The sequence below is a fragment of the Shewanella aestuarii genome (genome assembly GCF_014647215.1).
Classification (GTDB): domain Bacteria; phylum Pseudomonadota; class Gammaproteobacteria; order Enterobacterales; family Shewanellaceae; genus Shewanella; species Shewanella aestuarii.
In genome coordinates this window covers 38,647-60,587 of the sequence record NZ_BMOT01000001.1, presented here as the reverse complement: position 1 = coordinate 60,587, position 21,941 = coordinate 38,647, and the positions used below count along the sequence as shown (strand labels likewise).

20 protein-coding genes and 6 tRNA genes are annotated in these 21,941 nt (G+C 39.8%); 6 read left to right on the top strand and 20 right to left on the bottom strand.

Annotated elements, in window-relative coordinates; translation table 11 throughout:
* Window positions 1-36 precede the first annotated feature (36 nt).
* From IEY03_RS00305 to IEY03_RS00235, 15 genes are all read right to left on the bottom strand, one after another.
* Entirely contained in the window at window positions 37-1,191 is a 1,155-nt protein-coding gene (locus tag IEY03_RS00305) for a DcaP family trimeric outer membrane transporter (RefSeq protein WP_188839352.1), read from the bottom strand.
* A gap of 441 nt (window positions 1,192-1,632) precedes the next feature.
* Window positions 1,633-1,708 (bottom strand) — tRNA-Lys (locus IEY03_RS00300).
* 126 nt (window positions 1,709-1,834) lie between these two features.
* Window positions 1,835-1,910: transfer RNA gene (locus IEY03_RS00295), tRNA-Lys, on the bottom strand.
* Between the two features lie 125 nt (window positions 1,911-2,035).
* Window positions 2,036-2,111: transfer RNA gene (locus tag IEY03_RS00290), tRNA-Lys, on the bottom strand.
* A 208-nt stretch (window positions 2,112-2,319) separates the two neighbouring features.
* Window positions 2,320-2,395 (bottom strand) — tRNA-Lys (locus tag IEY03_RS00285).
* A gap of 125 nt (window positions 2,396-2,520) precedes the next feature.
* Window positions 2,521-2,596 (bottom strand) — tRNA-Lys (locus tag IEY03_RS00280).
* A gap of 125 nt (window positions 2,597-2,721) precedes the next feature.
* Window positions 2,722-2,797, bottom strand: a tRNA-Lys gene (locus IEY03_RS00275).
* Window positions 2,798-3,114: 317 nt separating this feature from the next.
* Complete coding sequence (gene ybgF / locus IEY03_RS00270) at window positions 3,115-3,855, bottom strand: tol-pal system protein YbgF (protein ID WP_188839351.1); 741 nt, start codon at window positions 3,853-3,855, stop codon at window positions 3,115-3,117.
* A gap of 51 nt (window positions 3,856-3,906) precedes the next feature.
* Window positions 3,907-4,446 (bottom strand): peptidoglycan-associated lipoprotein Pal, encoded by a 540-nt coding sequence (pal, locus tag IEY03_RS00265; protein WP_188839350.1) that lies wholly within the window; start codon window positions 4,444-4,446, stop codon window positions 3,907-3,909.
* 24 nt (window positions 4,447-4,470) lie between these two features.
* Window positions 4,471-5,799 carry a Tol-Pal system beta propeller repeat protein TolB gene (tolB, locus tag IEY03_RS00260; protein ID WP_188839349.1) on the bottom strand — a complete coding sequence of 443 codons (1,329 nt, stop codon included), beginning with the start codon at window positions 5,797-5,799 and terminating at the stop codon, window positions 4,471-4,473.
* A 66-nt stretch (window positions 5,800-5,865) separates the two neighbouring features.
* Window positions 5,866-6,837: a cell envelope integrity protein TolA gene (tolA, locus tag IEY03_RS00255; protein ID WP_188839348.1), complete on the bottom strand. Its 972-nt coding sequence runs from the start codon at window positions 6,835-6,837 to the stop codon at window positions 5,866-5,868.
* Window positions 6,838-7,266: a protein TolR gene (gene tolR, locus IEY03_RS00250; RefSeq protein ID WP_188839347.1), complete on the bottom strand. Its 429-nt coding sequence runs from the start codon at window positions 7,264-7,266 to the stop codon at window positions 6,838-6,840. It lies immediately after the preceding gene.
* On the bottom strand, window positions 7,266-7,955 hold the full coding sequence (gene tolQ, locus IEY03_RS00245; protein WP_188839346.1) for a protein TolQ: 690 nt from the start codon (window positions 7,953-7,955) through the stop codon (window positions 7,266-7,268). The genes tolR and tolQ overlap by 1 nt, the downstream gene beginning before the upstream one ends.
* Window positions 7,945-8,346, bottom strand: a complete 402-nt coding sequence (ybgC, locus tag IEY03_RS00240; protein ID WP_188839345.1) for a tol-pal system-associated acyl-CoA thioesterase — start codon at window positions 8,344-8,346, stop codon at window positions 7,945-7,947. Before ybgC ends, tolQ begins: the two co-directional genes overlap by 11 nt.
* Before the next feature lie 1,261 nt (window positions 8,347-9,607).
* Window positions 9,608-10,477, bottom strand: a complete 870-nt coding sequence (locus tag IEY03_RS00235) for a flagellar protein MotY (protein WP_188839344.1) — start codon at window positions 10,475-10,477, stop codon at window positions 9,608-9,610.
* 188 nt (window positions 10,478-10,665) lie between these two features.
* Here IEY03_RS00235 and rnt point away from each other — a divergent pair, with 188 nt between their 5' ends.
* The gene (gene rnt, locus IEY03_RS00230) at window positions 10,666-11,352 is read left to right on the top strand and encodes a ribonuclease T (RefSeq protein WP_188839343.1); all 687 of its coding nucleotides are present in this window, start codon (window positions 10,666-10,668) and stop codon (window positions 11,350-11,352) included.
* Between the two features lie 91 nt (window positions 11,353-11,443).
* On the opposite strand, the gene IEY03_RS00225 is transcribed toward rnt, so the two are convergent.
* Complete coding sequence (locus tag IEY03_RS00225; protein ID WP_188839342.1) at window positions 11,444-12,049, bottom strand: peroxiredoxin; 606 nt, start codon at window positions 12,047-12,049, stop codon at window positions 11,444-11,446.
* A 381-nt stretch (window positions 12,050-12,430) separates the two neighbouring features.
* Between IEY03_RS00225 and IEY03_RS00220 the strand changes: the two genes are divergently transcribed.
* A complete protein-coding gene (locus IEY03_RS00220) occupies window positions 12,431-13,756 on the top strand; it encodes a Na+/H+ antiporter family protein (protein WP_188839341.1) in 1,326 nt (441 codons plus the stop codon).
* Between the two features lie 97 nt (window positions 13,757-13,853).
* Here IEY03_RS00220 and upp read toward each other — a convergent pair whose 3' ends face one another.
* Window positions 13,854-14,480 carry a uracil phosphoribosyltransferase gene (upp, locus tag IEY03_RS00215; protein WP_188839340.1) on the bottom strand — a complete coding sequence of 209 codons (627 nt, stop codon included), beginning with the start codon at window positions 14,478-14,480 and terminating at the stop codon, window positions 13,854-13,856.
* A 238-nt stretch (window positions 14,481-14,718) separates the two neighbouring features.
* On the opposite strand from upp, the gene purM reads away from it, so the two are divergent.
* Window positions 14,719-15,756 carry a phosphoribosylformylglycinamidine cyclo-ligase gene (gene purM / locus IEY03_RS00210; RefSeq protein WP_188839339.1) on the top strand — a complete coding sequence of 346 codons (1,038 nt, stop codon included), beginning with the start codon at window positions 14,719-14,721 and terminating at the stop codon, window positions 15,754-15,756.
* Window positions 15,756-16,400: a phosphoribosylglycinamide formyltransferase gene (gene purN / locus IEY03_RS00205; RefSeq protein ID WP_188839338.1), complete on the top strand. Its 645-nt coding sequence runs from the start codon at window positions 15,756-15,758 to the stop codon at window positions 16,398-16,400. The genes purM and purN overlap by 1 nt, the downstream gene beginning before the upstream one ends.
* A 90-nt stretch (window positions 16,401-16,490) precedes the next feature.
* On the opposite strand, the gene cysB is transcribed toward purN, so the two are convergent.
* The gene (gene cysB / locus IEY03_RS00200) at window positions 16,491-17,465 is read right to left on the bottom strand and encodes an HTH-type transcriptional regulator CysB (protein ID WP_188839337.1); all 975 of its coding nucleotides are present in this window, start codon (window positions 17,463-17,465) and stop codon (window positions 16,491-16,493) included.
* A gap of 432 nt (window positions 17,466-17,897) precedes the next feature.
* Here cysB and IEY03_RS00195 point away from each other — a divergent pair, with 432 nt between their 5' ends.
* Window positions 17,898-18,680, top strand: coding sequence for a hypothetical protein (locus tag IEY03_RS00195; protein WP_188839336.1), 783 nt, complete (start codon window positions 17,898-17,900; stop codon window positions 18,678-18,680).
* Between the two features lie 120 nt (window positions 18,681-18,800).
* Here the strand turns inward: IEY03_RS00195 and trhO are convergent, their stop codons facing one another.
* Complete coding sequence (trhO, locus tag IEY03_RS00190; RefSeq protein ID WP_188839335.1) at window positions 18,801-19,826, bottom strand: oxygen-dependent tRNA uridine(34) hydroxylase TrhO; 1,026 nt, start codon at window positions 19,824-19,826, stop codon at window positions 18,801-18,803.
* Between the two features lie 310 nt (window positions 19,827-20,136).
* Between trhO and IEY03_RS00185 the strand changes: the two genes are divergently transcribed.
* The gene (locus IEY03_RS00185) at window positions 20,137-20,802 is read left to right on the top strand and encodes a glutathione S-transferase (protein WP_188839334.1); all 666 of its coding nucleotides are present in this window, start codon (window positions 20,137-20,139) and stop codon (window positions 20,800-20,802) included.
* Window positions 20,803-21,312: 510 nt separating this feature from the next.
* On the opposite strand, the gene IEY03_RS00180 is transcribed toward IEY03_RS00185, so the two are convergent.
* Window positions 21,313-21,861 (bottom strand): NAD(P)H nitroreductase, encoded by a 549-nt coding sequence (locus IEY03_RS00180; protein WP_188839333.1) that lies wholly within the window; start codon window positions 21,859-21,861, stop codon window positions 21,313-21,315.
* Window positions 21,862-21,941: the final 80 nt, after the last annotated feature.

Genomic DNA, 21,941 nt, shown 5'->3' with positions numbered 1-21,941 from the left:
CTTTTTTTATCGCTTTAAATAGTTCCCCTGAAGGGATTAAAGAACATATTTAGCCGAGAACATAATGCGATTTAAATCGCCATCAACACCATCTTCTCTTTCATTTAATGCGTGCATGTATTCAACACCAAAGGTTAATGGCTTAGACGGTGAATACAGTAAGTTTACATATCCAGAATACGCTTCTTTGTTAACGCTGCCACCAGTTAAGTTGACATCATTATCGGCAGAGAAACCTGATAGAGTAAAGCTTGAACGCCATTGTTCGCTCCACCAGTGACGATAAGCAACAAACCCACCATATGAAGTAATGGTTTGGATTTCATTATTACTGTCTAGCACACCCGCGTTAGCGTAGTTTAAGGCCATGTAGCGGCCTAAGCCTTCACCATAGGTAGCCGTAAATTTAAAATCATCTTTACCTACTGGGATCACACCAGCAAAGCTAACGCCATAACCAAGGTCTGTTGAGTCTAATTGTGTTGTGCCTTGAAGCTCTTCTACATTCAATTGACGCAAAATACCCGCTAATGAATACGCAGCGCCACCTTCTTGAGAAAAGTTATAACGGGCAATCACATCAGGAACCACGCCACTACCACTGGTAATACGTGCTCCACCTGTATGAGGGGTTAACGTGGTTTCAGGGTTTTCTAATGCGATTTGAAAATTACCGCTAGTGTACTTAATTAATGCTTGACGAACAAAAGGCGTGCCATCAGCTGCGCCAACAAAATCTAAGTTTTCAGGCAAAGCTCCTGGATTTTGGAAGGTGGTCCAAGTTTGACCGACGGTCCAATTGTCATAAGTCACAAAAGCATGGCGGATCCGAGGAGAATAACTATTTGATACACGTTCATTACCATCGGTATGAGTCATAAAGTCTAACTCAATAAACCCCGTTAATGAGTGACCACCTTCCAAATCTGTGACGGTTTTAAAATTAAAGCGTGATTCGCGAGCCTGAAAGTCGACAACCTGTTTGCCATTACCTTTTTCACCGTAAATAGTACCTGGGACATAAAACTGGCGAGATAAACTGCCTGAATCCGGTGCGCCATTACCGTAATCACTGAACATAACGTCCGCTTTAATATAGCCACCAAAGGTCATGTCAGTTTTAGCATGCGCAGTAGCTGTCATAGCCAGCATCGCCCCAGAAATCAATGCTGCAAGTTTAAGATGTTTCATCCGTGCTCTCCAAATTATTGTTTTAATCTTGAGCAATATGTCCTAATTAACAAAAATGAAACATTAGCAATAGGTCTATAAGACAAAAGTAGAGAAGTAAACACTAAAATAGGATAAAAAGAACAAATCCACTTCCATTATGACGCTGAAATTAAGTGCTATGCATCAAAGTGACTAACTTACTGAAAATCTAAAAAGTCCTGTAGATATAAAGCCAATCAACTAGCTGCTATTCAGATAGTGCAAATATTCAGAATGAATAACGGAATTGATAAAAATTGACTAATAACAGAATAATGATTTATTGAGATTTAGAGGATTTAGAGGATTTAGAGGATTTAGAGGATTTAGAGGATTTAGAGGATTTAGAGGATTTAGAGGATTTAGAGGATTTAGAGAAGCTTGGGCTCAAATGAAATATTTGATATTGAAATTTTAAATTGGTGGGTCGTGAAGGATTCGAACCTTCGACCAATTGGTTAAAAGCCAACTGCTCTACCGACTGAGCTAACGACCCATCTTAGTTTTTGTTAACCTGCTATGGCTAACTGGAACAAAAGCCAACTGTCTATGTTTCAAGACCAACTGAGCTAATGACCCATCTTGGTATTACGATTTAATTCTTTAGCCACTATCAAGAAAGTGGTGGGTCGTGAAGGATTCGAACCTTCGACCAATTGGTTAAAAGCCAACTGCTCTACCGACTGAGCTAACGACCCATCTTGGTTTTATTAACCTGCTATGGTTAACTGGAACAGAAGCCAACTGTCTATATTTCAAGACCAACTGAGCTAATGACCCATCTTGGTATTACGATTTAATTCTTTAACCACTATCAATAAAGTGGTGGGTCGTGAAGGATTCGAACCTTCGACCAATTGGTTAAAAGCCAACTGCTCTACCGACTGAGCTAACGACCCATCTTGGTTTTATTAACCTGTTATGGTTAACTGGAACAGAAGCCAACTGTCTATGTTTCAAGACCAACTGAGCTAAAGACCCATCTTAGTTTTTGTTAACCTGCTATGGTTAATTGGAACAGAAGCCAACTGTCTATGTTTCAAGACCAAGTGAGCTAACGACCCATCTTAGTATTACGATTTAATTTTTTAGCCACTATCAAGAAAGTGGTGGGTCGTGAAGGATTCGAACCTTCGACCAATTGGTTAAAAGCCAACTGCTCTACCGACTGAGCTAACGACCCATCTTGGTTTTATTAACCTGCTATGGTTAACTGGAACAGAAGCCAACTGTCTATGTTTCAAGACCAACTGAGCTAAAGACCCATCTTGGTATTACGATTTAATTCTTTAGCCACTATCAAGAAAGTGGTGGGTCGTGAAGGATTCGAACCTTCGACCAATTGGTTAAAAGCCAACTGCTCTACCGACTGAGCTAACGACCCATCTTGGTTTTATTAACCTGATATGGTTAATTGGAACAAAAGCCAACTGTCTATGTTTCAAGACCAACTGAGCTAACGACCCATCTTGTTATTACGATTTAATTCTTTAGCCACTATCAAGAAAGTGGTGGGTCGTGAAGGATTCGAACCTTCGACCAATTGGTTAAAAGCCAACTGCTCTACCGACTGAGCTAACGACCCATCTTGGTTTTATTAACCTGTCATGGTTAACGGGAACAAAAGTCAACTGTCTATGTTTCAAGATCAACTGAGCTAACGACCCATCGAAGTTTTGCTAACTGATTATAGTTAGAAGGAGCTGATACAAACAAATTAACTTTCAATAAGTTTGAATTGACGTCCCGAGAATGTCATAAATAGTCTTAAAACACTCCCCAGAAGGCTGTGCCGTTCTGAGGGCGCCTATAATACCGTTTTCATTTTCTCATGCAAGTGCAATTTTCCAATTTCTTGTTGTTTGCATGAAAAACAGACTAAGAGGCTGTTTTTTGTCTCTATTAGCCGTTAAGTGCAGATAATTGCTGCTGTGCAAGACGAGCTGATGCGCTATTAGGGTAATCTTTTAATACTTTCTGATAAAGTGCTTTAGCACCCGAGGCATCGTTATCTTTCTCTGCAATCATCCCTAATTTGACCAAACTATCGCCGCGCTTATTGGAATCTGCGAACTGACTCACAACAGTACTAAATGCCGTTTTAGCTTCAGCATTTTCACCTTTATTAAACAATAACTGCCCTAACCAGTAATTAGCATTAGCTGCATAACTCGATTGTGGGTACTGTTTGATAAAATTACGAAAGGCCGGAATAGCATCATCGTATTTACGATCTTTCAGCACAAGGTTGACAGCCGCTTCATAGCTTGCGGTTTCACCTAATGTTGAGCTTGATGCTGCTACACTAACTGGATCGGCTGCAACAGTTGCGTTAGCTGCCGGGGTGGACTTAGTAGATAAATTGGCTATGTCTTCGTAAAGCTGACGTTGGCGTTGCAGAACTTGGTTTAACTGATAATTTTGTTGTTCAGTTATACCACGCAAATCCAACACTTCTCTTTGTAATGCATCGACACGACGTTGCATTTCAAATTCGCCCTGTTGTTTCGCCTTTAAAATACGTTCTAAACGCGCAATACGTTCGTCACTTGAACCATTAGCAACATCCTCTACTGGTGCAGGAGCCGCTACCGCAACTCCCATACCTAAGAACATTGCCGCAACTAATACGGCATGTTTCATTGTAAACTCCTAACTGGCCAATCAAACTGACTGGCCTTCCTTCAATAATGTTTAGTAAACTAAAACACCACGACGGTTTTTAGCAAAACCTGAATCCGAACGAGAAAAGTCTAATGGTTTTTCTTCGCCATAACTTACTACGCTCATTTGGCTAGGTTGTACGCCCATACCTTGAAGGTACTTAGCAATCGCTTTAGCACGACGTTCACCCAACGCGATGTTATATTCAGGCGTACCACGTTCGTCAGCATGGCCTTCAATTAACACGCGAACATTAGGATGTTCAACCAGGTAATTACCGTGAGCTAGCAAGATTTCCGCGTTTTCAGTTTGAACTTCACTGCGGTCGAAGTCGAAATAAATAATATTTTGACGACGTAACTCTTGCTCTTTTAAACGTTGCTGTTCAGCAGGGCTTAAAACTGCACCTGCGCCACCTGTTTCAATTCCACCATTGCCATATTGGCTGCTAGATGAACCAGAAGTAGAACCGTTTGCATCTGTTTCAGAGTCTGAAGTTGAGCTACAAGCACCCAGTGCCATAAGCGGAACTGCAACCATCATAGCTTTGAACAACTTATTCAGATCCATGTTAAATCCTTATCAATATCTTAATTAAAGAAATGGAGACCAAGCGGGTGATTTCACCTCGCCTTGTCCGACAGGCAATCTTGCCTTAAAGCGGCCATCGGTAGAAACCGCTGCCAATACTTGTTTACCTTCGTGAGTCGTACCGTAAATAACCATAGTGCCATTAGGCGCGACACTTGGAGATTCATCTAAACGGGTTGACGATAACACCTGCATAAAGCGTGTTGCCAAGTCCATTCTGGCAATGTTGAAACGTCCATTAGTACGATTCACAAAAATCATGCTGCGACCATCAGGGGTAATTGACCCCCCTAAATTCCATTCGCCTTCAAAAGTCATACGACTGACTTTATTTGTATCTAAATTTACGCGATATAACTGCGGTCTTCCACCACGTTCTGAAGTAAATAAAAGTGATTTACCATCTGGGAACCATGAAGGCTCAGTATCGATCGCGTAATGTTCTGTAATACGTTTAATCGCTTTGGTAGCAATATCAATGGTATAAATTTCTGGCTGACCATCTTTTGATAATGTCACCGCAAGTTTTTTACCATCCGGTGAAAATGATGGTGCCCCATTGATGCCGTCAAAGCTACTCACTAACACGCGAGCTTGAGTGTAAATATCCTGTACAAAGATCTCGGCTTTACGATTTTCAAAACTGACATACGCTAAACGACGCCCATCTGGAGACCAAGTTGGCGACATTAACGGCTCAGGTGAACGTAACAGCATTTGCTCGTTGTATCCATCATAGTCTGCAATCATTAGATGATATGGAGATTTTTGACCTTGTTTAACAACTACATAAGCAATACGAGTTAAGAACGCACCACGAATACCAGTGAGTTTTTCATATACGACATCACTGATACGGTGACCATATTGTCTAAATTGATTCGCATTAATAACGGTTTCACGACTTTCTAATAAAAGCTCGCTTGCCGCTACAGGGCCTTTGCCAGCCTGCAACTGAGCTTTTACCAAATCAATCAATTCAAAACTGACCAAGTATTGATCTGCGCCATAAGGTTTAATAGAACCAACCACTAAACCATCTGCTGAAATATTTCGCCAGCTATCTGCTGTGAATTGGCTTGCGGTGTGAATATTAGCTTGAGGCAATGCACGCGCATCAAGGGGCTTAAAAGTACCGCTGCGCGCCAAATCAGACATAACCACGTCAGAAATTGATGCTGGAGCAGGACCTTCACCTAACCAAACAAACGGCACAACTGCAATAGGGCGAGCTTGATCAACCCCTTCAGTAATCACAATATCTAATGCTGCACGCACTGGGGTCGTTAACACGATACACGCCAATGCGAACCATTTTACCAAATTTTTCATGAGACTCCTTTACACCCTTCGCATTATTCAATTCACTATTTAGTATTTTTATGCACACTAGTGATATTAATTAAATTCAGGTGAAACTGTTAAATTAATTTCTTTCAATTTGTCATATACACCGGCTTCAGTTGAAACAGGTAACCGTCCAGCTTTATTGATTGCCGCCTTAGCTGCACGACAAACAACTTGATCGCCATCTAAGGTCTGACTTGACGTGACAAAACCATCTTGTGCCAATCGAATAAACACTCGACAACTTTTACCGCGCATTGATTCATCTACCACTAGATTACGTTGAATCGTGGCAATGATCATCGCTTTAAATCTGTCAACTTCTGACATAACTTGTCTGTTACGTGTTTGCGATAGTGCCGCTTGTTCATCCGCAAGTGCATCAGCCATTTCTTGCTCTTGACGTGCTTTAGCATCAGCTTCGGCTTTTGCCTTACGTTGACGCTCAGCTTCAGCTTTGCGTTTGCGGTCTTCCTCTTCAGCTTTACGTTTTCGCTCGTCTTCAGCCTTTTTCGCAGCGGCTTCTTCTTGCTTACGTTTCTCAGCGGCCTTTTGGGCGGCTTCTTCTGAGGCTTTTTGCTCTTGTTCTTTTTGCTTACGAACAGCTTCGGCTTTTTGGGCGCGCTCTTTTTCTTGCTGCACTTTTATTTGTGCTGCTTTTGCCGCATCATTTGCTTTTTGTGTTTCAATTTCTTTTTGTTTACGTTCAACTTCTAGATTTTTAATTCGCTGCTGTTCAAGTTCACGATTTTTACGTGCTTCAAGGGCTTTTCGCTCTAACTCTGCTTGACGGGCCTTCTCTTTGTTCTCGGCGTCTTGCTTTTGCTGTTTTAGCTTCTCAACATGTTGATTAATCTTCTGTTGATCAACCATCACGGCTTGAATTGCCGGCGCGCTAGGTGCTGAAGGCATGTTCTTCGGTTTATCATCAAAGCTTAGACCTAATGCAAGGATGATTATCGCCCCAATGTGAATACCGCCAGAGATAGCAAACGGTATTTTAATATTAGATTGATCTGACACCTACTTCTCCTTGGGTGAATCTGTCATCAAACCGACAGCGGGGACACCTGCTTGCTGCAAGCTCACCATCAATTGAATGACATTTTCATATGCTATGCTTCTATCCGCCTTAACCACAACAGGTCTTAACGGCTCAAGCTGAATCATTGCGCCCACTTGTACTGAAATCTCTTCTAGGTCTAATGGCTCGCTATTTGAGCCTGAACCCACGTTTAAATAATACTCACCAGCTGCATCTATCGAAGCAACTATTGGCGGTTTACTGTCTGGTGGTAAAGCCTCTGCTTTGCCCTGCGGCAATTCAACCTTAACACCTTGGGAAACGATGGGCGCGGTAACCATAAAAATGATTAGTAGCACCAGCATAACGTCGATATAAGGTACAACGTTAATTTCCGCAATTGGACGACGACGCTTACGTTGGTACATTACACCGCTTCCTTTTCACTATAGGCTTGGCGCTGTAAAATATTAGAAAACTCTTCCATAAAGTTTGCATATGCCATCTCAAGTTTTTCAGCTTGAGTAGCAAAACGGTTATATGCGACAACGGCTGGGATCGCGGCAAACAAACCCATCGCTGTCGCGATTAGTGCTTCAGCAATACCAGGAGCAACCATTGCTAATGTGGCATTTTCAACAGTACCTAACGCAATAAACGAGTTCATAATTCCCCATACGGTACCAAACAGGCCAATATAAGGACTGGTTGAACCAATGGTTGCTAACATAGGTAAGTTATTTTCAAGCTTTTCCATTTCACGAGACAAACTCACTCGCATTGCTCTTGATGTTCCTTCCATCACAGCATCTGGTGATTTACTGTTCACTTTGATCAGTCTTGAGTATTCTTTAAAACCAGCAACAAACATTGCTTCTAAACCAGCAACGCTTTCACCTCTTGCGGTAAGTTCTTTGTATAAGCGATTTAAATCAACACCCGACCAAAAAGTATCTTCAAAACGTGCAGACTTTAGCCGTGCTGAATTCAGCATTTTTCGACGTTGAATGATTACCGCCCATGACGCAATTGAAAGACCTAGCAAGGTCAACATAACCAATTTAACCAACACACTGGCTTGTAAAAACAAACCAATAAAAGACATATCAGCGTGCACTATCAAACTCCTGAACTATAAACTCTGGGATGGCTCTGGGACGCATTTTAGATAAGGACACACAAGCGACAGTCACCGATGCCTCACAATAACATTCTCCGAGCTCATCAATTAAACGCTGTTGGAACACCAACGACGCTTTTTTTAATGACGAAATACAAGATTCAACCGTAAAATCTTGTTCAAACTTAGCCGCACGGCGAAAATCTAACTCCGCGCGTTTTACTACAAAAGCAATGTCATCTGCCAGTAGTTTAGTTTGGCTAACACCAATCGATTTTAACCATTCTGTCCGTGCTCTTTCAAAGAAATTCAAGTAGTTTGAATGGTAGACAACCCCACCGGCATCGGTGTCTTCATAATACACAGTTATTGGCCAATTAAACGTCATTAGATGACTCTTTTTTCAGCTGACTAAATTTCGCTTACTATACCGAGTAGCAAGTCAGTTGTGAATCATCTGACACGCTAAAAATGGACTTTATTTTCACTAAAATACCTTAAAAGGACTTAATCGTGGCTTAAATTAGGATAGATGAAGATTTTTTAATGTTTTCCTATTAATAACTCACTAAATATCTGCGATAAGAAACAAAATTTTGTATATTCAAGTTAGCATTTTTTCATGGACTTAATTACCTGATTTACCCAATTAAATTGGCTGTTCAGCATAATCTATGCAATACAAGGTTAAGCGCGTTGAAGGGTTACCAACCAAATAAAGGCAAATACCTCAAATACCCGGTATTGAATTTCGAAAAATTCACAATTAAGAACACGATTAGCACTAAACCAGTGCTATCAAAATGTGATCGATAAATGAAGAATATCTGAATTTCGTCATCCTTATCCTCCTTCGGGTAAAGACAGTGACATGCCCTTTGATCCAAGACTGAAAGCATCACTGGAATGCTCGACAAGGCCTTGTTAAGTTGCTTTATAACAGGCAGATAATCTCAGGTAATGTAATGTCAAAACCAGATGGCTTAATCAAATAGGCAATAACTTATCTCAAACTATTGCTTTGAATTGGTCATTCGACTCATTTAGCGAGGCGAATTGTTGTTGGATATCTATTCCTAAAAAATGGATATTGTTCCAAGCTGATATTCGAGAAATTAGATATTGTAAAAATCATTTAATCTATGGGGATGTGATCGCTTGTTTTAAGTCAAATATTGAAAAATATTATCGTCATAAGCAAATAACAAGGCCTGCAAAAATTGAGTCTCGAAGATTATTAACAATTCCATTTGCTCAGTAATGCAACTTATCCGAGTATTTATGCACAAAAATGTCAGTTATTGCCTTAAAGCACTCTTACCAGTGGTTAAGGGCAAGTTTTGATATTTAAAAACAGAGCTTAATCATTAGTAAAACTAATCTTTAGTCGAAGTTTTTTTAGTTTGTCACTTTAGAGCATAACATCTATTATAGCCTTGTTTTCAGGACATCAGTTTGATGTAGAAAACAATGAACTTCTAATTAGTGTTTGTGAAACATTAGTTTATCCCAGTTCTTATGCTTGACTTCCTTCCTTCAATTTGTTGATTGCAAATTATTTAGCCCACTCGGTTTGAGTGGGTTTTTTTTATCTTAAAAACAAAAAGCCTGAATAATATTCAGGCTTTGAAACATCAACTAAAGTATTTTTATATTGGCTTAGTGATCTTGATAACAACCCTACGGTTAACCTGACGTTCTGATGCTAAATCATTTCCGCTGACATGTCGTTTTTCACCATGGCCTTCAGTAATAATTCTATCTTGAGCGATACCATTGGCTATCAGTAAGTCTTTAACTGAGTCAGCGCGTTTATCCGATACTTTTTGGTTTATTGAACGACCACCATAACTGTCGGTATAAGCATTCACAACAATGAGTTCTACATCTGGATCATATGATAAATATTCTTGGACCTTTTTAAGTTGATACTTAGAAAAACGCGTCAATTCTGTACCGCCATCTTTATAGTTAAGCACAGTAAATGCTATGTCATCAAAACTATAGGGAAGTAAGTTGGCAAGGCAAGAACGAAACTCTCTATATTTACCAGCAAAGTTTGCCGCAGAAATACCGACAGCTACCGTATGTGATGTATCGTACCAGTCTGAATAATAAAATGTTGGCTCCCTACCCTGACTTAATTCATTAAGCATGGTCCAGGCAGCTTTTTTAGGCACTTCACCATTAAATTGCCGTTGATATTTTAGAGCGGTAATTTCTTTTGCAGCATCCCCTGGGCGCCATTGAGGGGCGCGACTCATTAACTTTGCATTAGTCACTGCATCCGGTTTCGCCCACATATCAAGGGTGAATAAAAGGTTTAAATCTTTCCCTGCTTTGCTTGAAAAAACCGCTTTACCGTAGTCAGGTATATCATGTTCTAAGCGACATTCGATTGGGGTGTTTTGTCCGACACGCCACGCAGAGTTATCCAAAGAGGCAACGTAATGACGTAAGTCAGCGCTGGCTGAAGAGCTGATAAACAAAATTGATATTAACAACAAATTACGCCACATGATGCCACCTAATAAATCTATTCTTTCTTCTATATCGGCATTAGGAATATTTTCTTAAACATAATTTAGCAAGGATACGAGCATCTTGGTGCCGTTTGAGTATAATACTCGGCCTAAACGCTGCTTTGGTTCTATTTTAATCTTTATAATTGCAGCAATATTCAAGCTAAACAGGGTAATAGAATTACATGAGTGACATCTGCGACAGCAACAAATTTAAACATCGTTTCCGTGGTTACTTCCCCGTTGTTATCGACGTTGAAACGGCTGGTTTTAATGCCAATACAGATGCCTTATTAGAAATTGCCGTCACTATGCTAAAAATGGACGACCAAGGTTATTTAAGTTTAGATAAAACATTACATTTTAATATTGAGCCTTTTGAAGGTGCTAATCTTGAACCCGAAGCATTAGCTTTTAATGGTATTGATCCAACCAACCCGTTACGTGGCGCAGTTGACGAAAAAAGTGCGTTTTTAGAAATATTTAAAGAAGTTAAGAAAGCACAAAAAGCGGTTGGCTGCCACAGGAGTATTGTGGTCGCACATAATGCTGCGTTTGATCTTGGCTTTGTAAATCAGTGTATTGAGCGCAACAATTTGAAGCGGTCTCCTTTTCACCCGTTCGCAAGCTTCGATACAGCTTCGTTAGCGGGTTTAGCAATTGGTCATACAGTATTAGCTAAGGCCTGTAAAATGGCCGGTATTGATTTTGACAATAAAGAAGCCCATTCGGCTTTGTATGACACAGAAAGAACGGCTGAACTATTTTGTTATATTGTTAATCGCTGGAAAGCCCTAGGTGGATGGCCAATGCCATCATTGGAAGATGGTGACGAACAGGAAGCTAATTTGGTACAAACTGCCTCAGAATAAGCTTAATGCCTTAAGTGCTAAACTTTCTGAAGGGTAAAAAACACATACAAAAAAAGCTGCCTAGGCAGCTTTTTTAACTCACAAGTATAAATTATAGCTTGTCAGAGTTATCTTTTAAGTATGCAGCAACACCATCAGTGCTTGCAGTCATACCTTTGTCGCCTTTAGACCAGCCAGCTGGACATACTTCACCGTGCTCTTCGTGGAATTGAAGTGCATCGATCATACGTAGCATTTCGTCAACGTTACGGCCTAATGGTAAATCGTTAACCACTTGGTGACGAACTTGACCTTCTTTATCTACAAGGAAAGAACCACGGAATGCAACACCCGCTTCTGGATGCTCAACATCGTAAGCTTTACAGATTTCATGTTTAACGTCAGCAACCAGAGTGTATTTAACTTGGCCAATACCACCCTTTTCTACTGGGGTGTTACGCCATGCGTTATGGGTAAACTGTGAGTCAATAGACACACCGATAACTTCTACGCCACGCTTGGTGAACTCTTCCATACGGTGATCAAAAGCAATTAGCTCTGATGGACATACAAAAGTGAAATCTAAAGGATAGAAAAAGATCACTGCTGGCTTGCCTTTAATCGCAGTTGCAAGATTAAAGTTATCAACAATTTCACCAGAACCTAAAACAGCTGCTGCGGTAAAATCTGGGGCTGGACGGCCTACTAATACGCTCATTTTATATCTCCATTAATGGCTTGATTAAAACATATGGGAAGGTGCTGGGCACCATCATTCCTTAATGTGCTATACCATACCTTTTATTTGTGTTTTAGATAAGGTTTTTTGAATGAAATTTGTTTTACCTGCTGAAAAACCCTGCATTCAAGCCTTACTGTTTATAGGGATTTTAGTCTTAAAATATAGATCATGATTTTAAGTTGTATGTGATTTGGCTACCACAAACTGATCACACTGGGCTATACAAGACAGAAAAATTACCATCACATTTACTTTCGTGATGAATAAAAACCAGTAAAACAAAACGCATTGCTGGACAAGACAAGCAAATAACGTCATAAATAAACGCCTTATAAATATAACTAGAATGATTTTGATATGAATGCTGTTGTTATTGCCGTTTGCTTAATGCTTGCACTGAGTTTTGCACGAATAAATGTGGTTATCGCACTGACGATCAGCGCATTGGTAGCGGGCTTAGTCGGTGGCCTTGATTTAAACCAAACCATTGCAGCCTTTAATGATGGTTTAGGCGGTGGAGCACAAATCGCATTAAGCTATGCTTTGCTCGGGGCTTTTGCAGCAGCGTTATCTCACTCAGGGTTAACCACCTTGATTTCGCATTCCATCATCAAAAAGCTGGGGAAAGAGCCTAACAGTACCAATACGAATGTGGTGAGATGGACATTATTAATAACCATACTTGCTATGGCAGTTTCTTCACAAAACCTGCTACCTATTCATATTGCATTCATTCCAATTCTTATTCCGCCGCTATTACATGTGTTGTCGACCCTAAAAATTGATAGAAGGCTTATTGCTTGTTTGCTGACATTTGGTTTGGTTACCACTTATATGATTTTGCCTATTGGTTTTGGTGGGATTTTTTTGAACGATATCTTGCTGGCAAATCTGAATAATAATGGCTTACAAGCGGTTCATAACCAAATACCCAAAGCCATGTTACTTCCAGCGCTTGGCATGGTATGTGGTTTACTGTTTGCGATGTTTGTGAGTTACCGTAAACCACGTGAATATCAAATCATCAGTTCGCAAGTCATTAATGAAACTGCAGAGCCTGGAATAAACCGTAAAAGTATTGTCATTTCTATTATCGCCATTTTGGCAACTTTAATAGTACAACTTCAAACCAATTCGATGATTTTTGGTGCGCTAGCGGGTTTTATCATTTTCCGTTTTTCAGGGATCATCAAACGCAGCATTGGACAGGACTTGTTTAACCAAGGTGTCCATATGATGGCAAATATTGGCTTTATCATGATCGCAGCTGCAGGTTTTGCCGCAGTATTAAAATCAACTGGGGAAGTCAGTACCTTGGTAGCATCTTTGGGCGATATCATTGGTGACAATAAAGCGCTGGCGGCGATATTAATGTTGGTAGTGGGATTGCTGATCACCATGGGCATTGGTTCATCATTCTCGACCATTCCAATTATTGCCACGATTTACGTCCCACTAGCATTGAGTTTTGGATTTTCAATTCCTGCCACTATTGCCCTAGTGGGAACGGCTGCCGCGTTGGGTGATGCTGGCTCACCAGCATCTGATTCAACCTTAGGACCTACAGCGGGCTTGAATGCTGATGGTCAACATGATCATATTCGTGACAGCGTTATCCCAACATTTATGCATTATAATATTCCCTTGTTAGGTTTTGGTTGGATTGCGGCAATGGTGCTTTAATCTGCTGTAGTGAAGCTATTGAATTGATGAAAAACTGGCAATAAAAATGGGAACTTAGGTTCCCATTTTTATTGCTGATTAAATGTTGATAACTAAATTATTTAGTTCCAAAAATCTTATCACCAGCATCACCTAAACCAGGTAAAATATACCCTTGCTCATTTAGACATTTATCAATCGCTGCGGTATACAGTTCAATATCAGGATGAGCAGCTTCAAGTGCTTTAATACCTTCAGGTGCAGCAACAAGTACTAATGCCTTAATAGATGTACAACCACGCGCTTTTAATAAGTCGATAGTAGAGATCATTGAACCGCCAGTTGCCAACATAGGGTCAACCACTAATGCAATGCGCTCATCAACATTACTCACAAGCTTTTCAAAGTATGGTACCGGCTCAAGCGTTTTCTCGTCACGGTAAATACCGACAACAGAAATGCGTGCACTTGGAATATGCTCAAGCACACCGTCCATCATGCCTAAACCTGCACGTAAAATGGGCACTACTGTGACCTTTTTACCTTTGATTTGATCAACTTCCACTGGGCCATTCCAACCTTCGATAGTAACCTTTTCAGTTTCAAAGTCAGCAGTTGCTTCATAGGTCAACAAACTGCCTACTTCTGTCGCCAATTCACGAAAACGTTTCGTACTGATATCAGCTTCGCGCATCAATCCTACTTTATGACGAATTAGAGGGTGTTTTACTTCAACGACTTTCATTTTCTCTCCCAGCTTTGTCTATTTACAGCCAAATTTAACAAATGTTAGTGCATTTATCCCCTATATAAAACATAAAGTTTCATAATTACTATAAATCGTGAGCTAACCCAATAAAAATAGCACAATTTGGTGTTTTATCTGGCGGATAAAGCCAAATCATGGCTTTCGACAATCGGCACAAGCTGGTAGAATACCGCCGCATAAAATTCCTTAAACGATGTACCCGAGAGGATCCTCCGTGAGCACTCCTACACCATTAAGTTACAAAGACGCCGGCGTTGATATCGATGCAGGTAACGCATTAGTTAATAACATAAAATCTGCCGTAAAACGCACCCGTCGTCCTGAAGTTATGGGCAATTTAGGTGGTTTTGGCGCATTATGTGAATTACCAACTAAATATAAACACCCTGTACTTGTTTCTGGTACTGACGGTGTTGGCACCAAACTTAGACTGGCGATTGATCATAAAAAACATGACACTGTCGGTATAGACCTTGTGGCTATGTGTGTTAATGATTTAATTGTTTCGGGTGCAGAACCTTTATTCTTCTTAGATTATTACGCCACTGGTAAGTTAGATGTTGAAACCGCAACCTCAGTCGTTAACGGTATTGCTGAAGGGTGTTTTCAATCTGGTTGCGCGTTAATCGGTGGTGAAACTGCTGAAATGCCAGGCATGTACGAAGGCGAAGATTACGATCTTGCAGGCTTCTGCGTTGGCGTTGCTGAAAAAGCTGACATCATTGATGGTACTAAAGTAAAAGCGGGCGACTCGTTAATTGCCCTTGGTTCAAGTGGCCCACACTCAAATGGTTATTCACTGATCCGTAAAGTATTAGAAGTAAGTAAAGCCGATCCTAAGCAAGATCTTAATGGCAAGCCATTAATCGACCACTTACTTGAGCCAACAAAGATTTATGTAAAGTCATTACTTAAGTTGCTTGAGCAAACTGAAGTGCATGCAATGGCACATATTACCGGTGGTGGTTTCTGGGAAAATATCCCTCGCGTTTTACCTGAAAACTGTAAAGCGGTTGTTAAAGGTGATTCTTGGAACTGGCCAGTGGTATTCGACTGGTTAATGACCAATGGTAATATTGCAAAGCGTGAAATGTACCTAACCTTTAACTGCGGTGTTGGTATGGTTATCGCACTTCCTTCAGACAAAGTTGATGCAGCATTAGCGTTATTAACAGCTGAAGGCGAAAATGCTTGGTTAATTGGCGAAATTGCAGAACGCAGTAACGATGAAGAGCAAGTGGAGATCATCTAATGTCTGCAAGCTGTCGCGTAGTGGTGTTAATTTCTGGTAACGGTAGTAATTTACAAGCTATTTTAGATGGTTGTGATGACAACCTAAATGCTGAAGTAGTGGGTGTTATCAGTAACAAGCCTGACGCTTATGGCTTAGTTCGCGCTCATCATAGTGAAATCGATACCAGTTGTGTTATTGCTCGTAAAGGTGAACTGCGCGAAGACTATGATGACCGCTTGATCAATGCTATTGACAAGTATCAGCCAGACTTAATTGTGCTTGCAGGCTTTATGCGGATTTTATCCAATGGTTTTGTGAGTAAATACTTAGGTAAAATGATTAATATTCATCCATCATTACTACCTAAGTATACAGGGCTAAATACTCATCAACGTGCAATTGATGCTAAAGATACTGAGCACGGCGCAAGTGTGCACTTTGTGATCCCTGAATTAGATGCTGGTCCAGTTATTTTACAAGCCAAAGTGCCTGTTTATCCTGAAGATGATGCTGAAACCTTGGCGGAAAGAGTACATGAACAAGAACATGCTATCTATCCATTAGTTGTAAAGTGGTTCAGCTTGGGGAGATTATCAATGAATAATAATCAAGCCTTTCTTGATGGTGATGTTATTGGTAAAAGCGGTTATGCCCCAGATTAATTCTATCTAAAAGCATAATTCGATTAACAAAAATCGATAATAAAAAATCACGCCAAGGCGTGATTTTTTTGCTTTCAATATAAACAAAAATTAGCGAACCGGTAATTTCATATCTGCAAACATTTCATCAATAAGCTGCTGATCACGTAACGCTACGGCATTTTCAACCACAGTTCGGGTTAAGTGAGGAGCAAAATGCAGCATAAAGTCATACATGTATCCTCTTAAAAAGCTGCCGCGTCTGAAACCAATTTTTGTGGTGCTATGCGCAAATAAATGGCTTGCATCAATAGCAACCAAATCTTTATCAATATTCGCATCTATAGCCATAGAAGCTATGACCCCTACCCCTAATCCCAAGCGAACATAAGTTTTCAAAACATCTGCACTTGTGGCACTAAACACAACACGAGGATCTAAGTTAGCTCGATTGAATGATTTCTCAATTTCTGAGGCTTTATCAAAACCAAAAACGTAGGTAACTAACGGATACTTTGCTAACTCTTCTATACTTGGTTTAACGACATTGGCTAAGGGATGATCACGGGTAACAACAATCGAGCGATTCCAGTGATAACATGGCAACATAATTAAATCGGTATATAGGTGCATTGCTTCTGTTGCAATCGCAAAGTCGGCATAACCTCGAGCCGCTTGCTCACTAATTTGACTGGGTGTCCCTTGGTGCATGTGTAAGTTAACTTTTGGATAGCGCTTAATAAACTCTTGAATGATATTGGGCAATGCATAACGCGCTTGTGTATCGGTAGTCGCGATATTTAATTCGCCTTGATTCGGTTTAGTGTACTCTTCCGATACTTTTTTAATACTCTCAACTTTACTCAAAATATCGTTAGCAATTTCAATAACCTGCTGCCCTGCAGGCGTCACATGCGTCAGATGTTTACCACTACGGCCAAATATTTGTATGCCAAGTTCATCTTCAAGCATACGAACCTGTTTACTGATACCAGGCTGAGAAGTGTACAAATTTTCAGCCGTAGTCGACACATTAAGATTATGTTTCACCACTTCGGCAATGTATCTAAGTTGCTGTAGCTTCATGGCATATTTCCTTGCGGTTTTAATTTAGGAGTCAACATCAATGGTACAAGCTGTGTTCACCACTGCACATCTATAACTATTTGTTATACTTAAATGCAAATGTAATTCAATGTGGAATATATAACAAGTGAAAACAATTAACTTTAACGACACTAAGCTAGGCAGATAAATCCCCAAAAACAGTGGACTTGGCTATAAAATCACAAAAATACCGAACCGAATGTTCTCTTTGCTGTTTTTAAGATTATTTTTCTCATTAAAATGACTTAGTTTTCAACGACAGTCGACATAACTTACGCTAAGATATAAAGTAATTTTGGTTTTGCTATTCAACTATAATTAAAACATGATTATAAAACCGAAATAAGTTTGTGTTGCTGGGCATTATTTTTAATGCGACACCTGCAATTACTATGACCATACGGAAAACCTATGTCCTTAATTCTGATATTACTGCTGATCGGAGCTTTGTTACTGTTAATAATTGGCTTCAGCATTATTCAACAACAAAAAGAACGCGCTGAAGCAGAACGTAGACTAGAAGCTTCACGTCAAAGAGCCATTATTGATGAAACCGAGGCTGTATTGGCTAATACTGGTATGGCATCATGTTCAAGCCATGTTATTTTAATTTTATATAGACGTATCCAAGAAGCACTAGAACAATCAATATCGTACTCATCTGGGCAGGTACTTAACGATTATCAACGACGTTTAGGGGACTTAAAGGCGCAAATTAGCAACATGACAGGTTCTCCTGCACAGGTTCCCCCTGTTGAAAACTTTCGTTTACCCGACAATGATCGCCAAGTATTAGAGTTAGTAAAAACCCTGAAAAAACTCAAGGCCATTTTGCGTGCAGAGCATAATAAGGGCAAAGTCGACTCAGTTATCTTCAGTGGCGAAGAAAGCCGTATTGACAGTTTACAGCAACGTATTAACGTAGAGTCCATGATCACCCGCGCTAGAGCAGCATGTTATATGAAACAATATGGCTCAAGTAAGCAAATGGTGACTAAAGCTTTGTCGACTTTGCATCTTATCAAAGCTCAAACGCCTAATGATCCGTTTATTACTCGTAAAGTTGACGAAGCCAAACAATTACTCGATGAGATTATGGGCGCACAAAAAAGCTCAGGACACAATACGCCGCAGCCAAAGAAAAATGATGAAGACGATCTTGATATGTTGTTTCAACCGAAAAAGAAATGGTGATGCAAAAAATATAGCATAAAAAAAGCCTCATTAAATGAGGCTTTTTTTATTAACTTTCTATAAGTAGAAATTCAATGTGCGTGCCATATTTATGCAGCATGAAAACTTAAGTCAATATTTCTACTTTTGTTTTTTAGCTTCTTGGGCTTTTTTCAATGCTTCTTTCTTTTGTCTACGCTGTTCAATCACTTGATTTACATCGCTACCAATATGAGCTTCACCACGTTGCTGAGCAAGTTGTACTTGACGTTCCCGTTCAATGAAGCGCTGACGCTGCTCGTCAGATATTTTATCAATACAGTGCGGACAACTGATACCTTGTACATAAGCTGGTGTGTTTTTCTCCGCTTCTGTAATAGGCATACGGCAAGCATTACATTGATCGTACTGACCTTTTTCTAATGCATGGTTTACTGCGACGCGGTTATCAAATACGAAACATTCACCTTTCCACAAACTCTCTTCAGGCTGAACCTCTTCCAAGTATTTAAGAATACCGCCTTCTAAATGGTAAACCTCTTCAAAACCTTGCTCTTTTAAATAAGCAGTAGACTTTTCGCAGCGAATACCGCCTGTACAAAACATGGCTACTTTTTTATGTTTGGCAGGATCTAAGTTTTGTTTCACATATTCTGGGAATTCACGAAATGTCTCAGTAACTGGATTGACTGCATGTTCGAATGTACCAATTTGCACTTCGTAGTCGTTTCGAGTATCGACTAATAACACATCAGGATCAGAAATTAACGCATTCCAATCTTTAGGCTTAACATAGGTCCCTACCACTTTACGAGGATCTATTCCCTCCACTCCCATAGTAACAATTTCTTTTTTCAATTTTACTTTGGTGCGATAAAAGGGCATTTCATCATCGAATGATAATTTGGTGACAATGCGATCTAAACCGGGTTGATTATCTAGCCAAGCTAATAACGCCTCTATACCTGCTTGACTGCTGGCGACAGTGCCATTAATTCCCTCACTAGCCAACAACAAGGTACCTTTAACCTCATGTTGTTCCATCACGTTAAGTAAAGGCTGTCTGATTGCTTCAAAATTAGGTAAGGCGACGAACTTATACAGTGCACATACGACGAAAGTGGTTGGTGTTGATAAATCTGAAGGTATTAATGTATTCGTTGACATGATCTCTCCGCTGGCTGGAACTTAATTTCCAGTGCATATTACTGGCGCACAAATGTGAGCTATAGCTAAAAAACGGCCGAAATTATAACTAAATCACGCCAAAATAACAGATTTTTAATCCATCAATATAATTTTAAATGCTATGGAACGTTAATTTAGACTATTTTACGGTAAAATACGCTAAGTCTCACTGATGTAAAAATACCTTGGAGACTGACTTTATCGTTCGATTGTAATTTATATCGCTAAAAAAATTCAACGCCAGCTATTTATTGCCAATTCAAATTTCGTATCGTAGGTCATTGTTATTATGAATTATTTATACTCTTTTCGCCGCTGCCCTTACGCCATGCGTGCCAGAATAGGTTTACATTTAAGCTCACTTAATCCTGAAGTAAGGGAAATCATATTAAAAAATAAGCCGCCTGAAATGCTCGACATTTCGCCTAAAGGTACAGTGCCAGTATTGGTTTACGCAGATCAAGTGATTGCTGAAAGTTTAGATATATTCCAGTTTGCATTGACACAGTTCCCGCAGCAGAACTGCCCGTATTTAAATAAAGAGCAATATCAAATTCTGATTAAAAGTCTCGACTCAGTTGATGCTCAGGCACTTATTCAACAAAATGATACCGAATTTAAGCCCTGGTTAGACAAATATAAATATGCTGACAGACACCCGGCTTTGCCCCAAATGGTATATCGACAGCATGCAGAAATTTTCATTGCCACTCTTGAACAACAACTCAATAAACAGTGTTTTTTATTTGCCAATCAGCCTACTTTTGCCGATTACGCCATATTCCCCTTCATAAGACAATTTGCAGGTGTAGATAAGCAGTGGTTTGAGTCTAGCCCCTACCCCAAAGTGCGGGTTTGGTTAAGTTCATTAACTGAAAGCAAGCTATTCAAACAAGTTATGACAAAATATCCATTATGGTTAGATAGCAAGATGTTGATCCAACTTAAACCATAGTAAAACGGCAAAATCTCATCCGTTAAAAAACATCAGAGAGACTAAAAAAATGTAATAAATTTAGAAGATTAATTAATTAAATTACTTTTAAATAAGGTTAAATTCGAGTAAATTATAACGTTATACAAATCAGGTTTAGGTATAATTTGAGGCTAAATAATAACAAGGATTTTTATTACTTTACTGCCCATATTTAATTAGCGATTAGATTTAAAAAGTCATTGCCGCAAAGCAAAGGAAAACATGACATAATGACAATAGATACAACTCTGATACTTCTACTAGCTGCCGTGGCACTGCTACATATCCTATTTTGTTATAACGCAATGACATCCAAAGCGCATATCAGCAGCTTCAAACGTTGGTTATGGTGTGGGTGCAGTTTATTACTGGGCCCTTTAGGTTATTATCTTTTTCAAAATTCATTACCGTTAGACACACTTGAGTAAACATCAAAAAACATTTACGGAATTGCTCATAGCATTTCGTTTAAAGCATGAGCATCACGGTTTATAAAAATCGAGCAAATTGACGACCTTCTTTTAGTGGCTTTATTGGTGCTTGTACCGATGGCGTGCCTACATAAAGGAAACCAATAATTTGGTCTTGCTCATTTAATCCGAGTTGCTGATGAACATTTCGATCAAAGGCAAAGTCACCCGTACGCCACACAGCGCCAATACCTAAAGAAAATGCGGCTTGTTGCATTGCCATCGTTGCGCACCCTGCTGCTATATACTGTTCTAAAACAGGCACCTTAGCGTGTTCTTGTGTTTTGGCAACGACAGTAATTACCATAGGAGCACGAAATGGCATTTTTTCTGCTTTTTGGATAAAGACTTCATCCGCATTGGATTGCTTTGCTGCAAAAACAAATGCTTGAGCTAAACGACTGAGCCCCTCATCTTGGGCAATAATAAACTCCCATGGCGTTAATGCGCCATGATCTGGGACTCTTGCTCCGGCATTGAGAATAAATTCGAGTTGTTCAGAAGTCGGTGCTGGCGCAACCAATCTTGGAGATGATTGACGAGTTAACAGTAATTCAGACGCTTTCAAAGTGTTTATCCTATTGATTCTTATTTGCATCAATAATATCAAATATCCCAGTTTTTGGCTGGGATATTTACAAAATGATT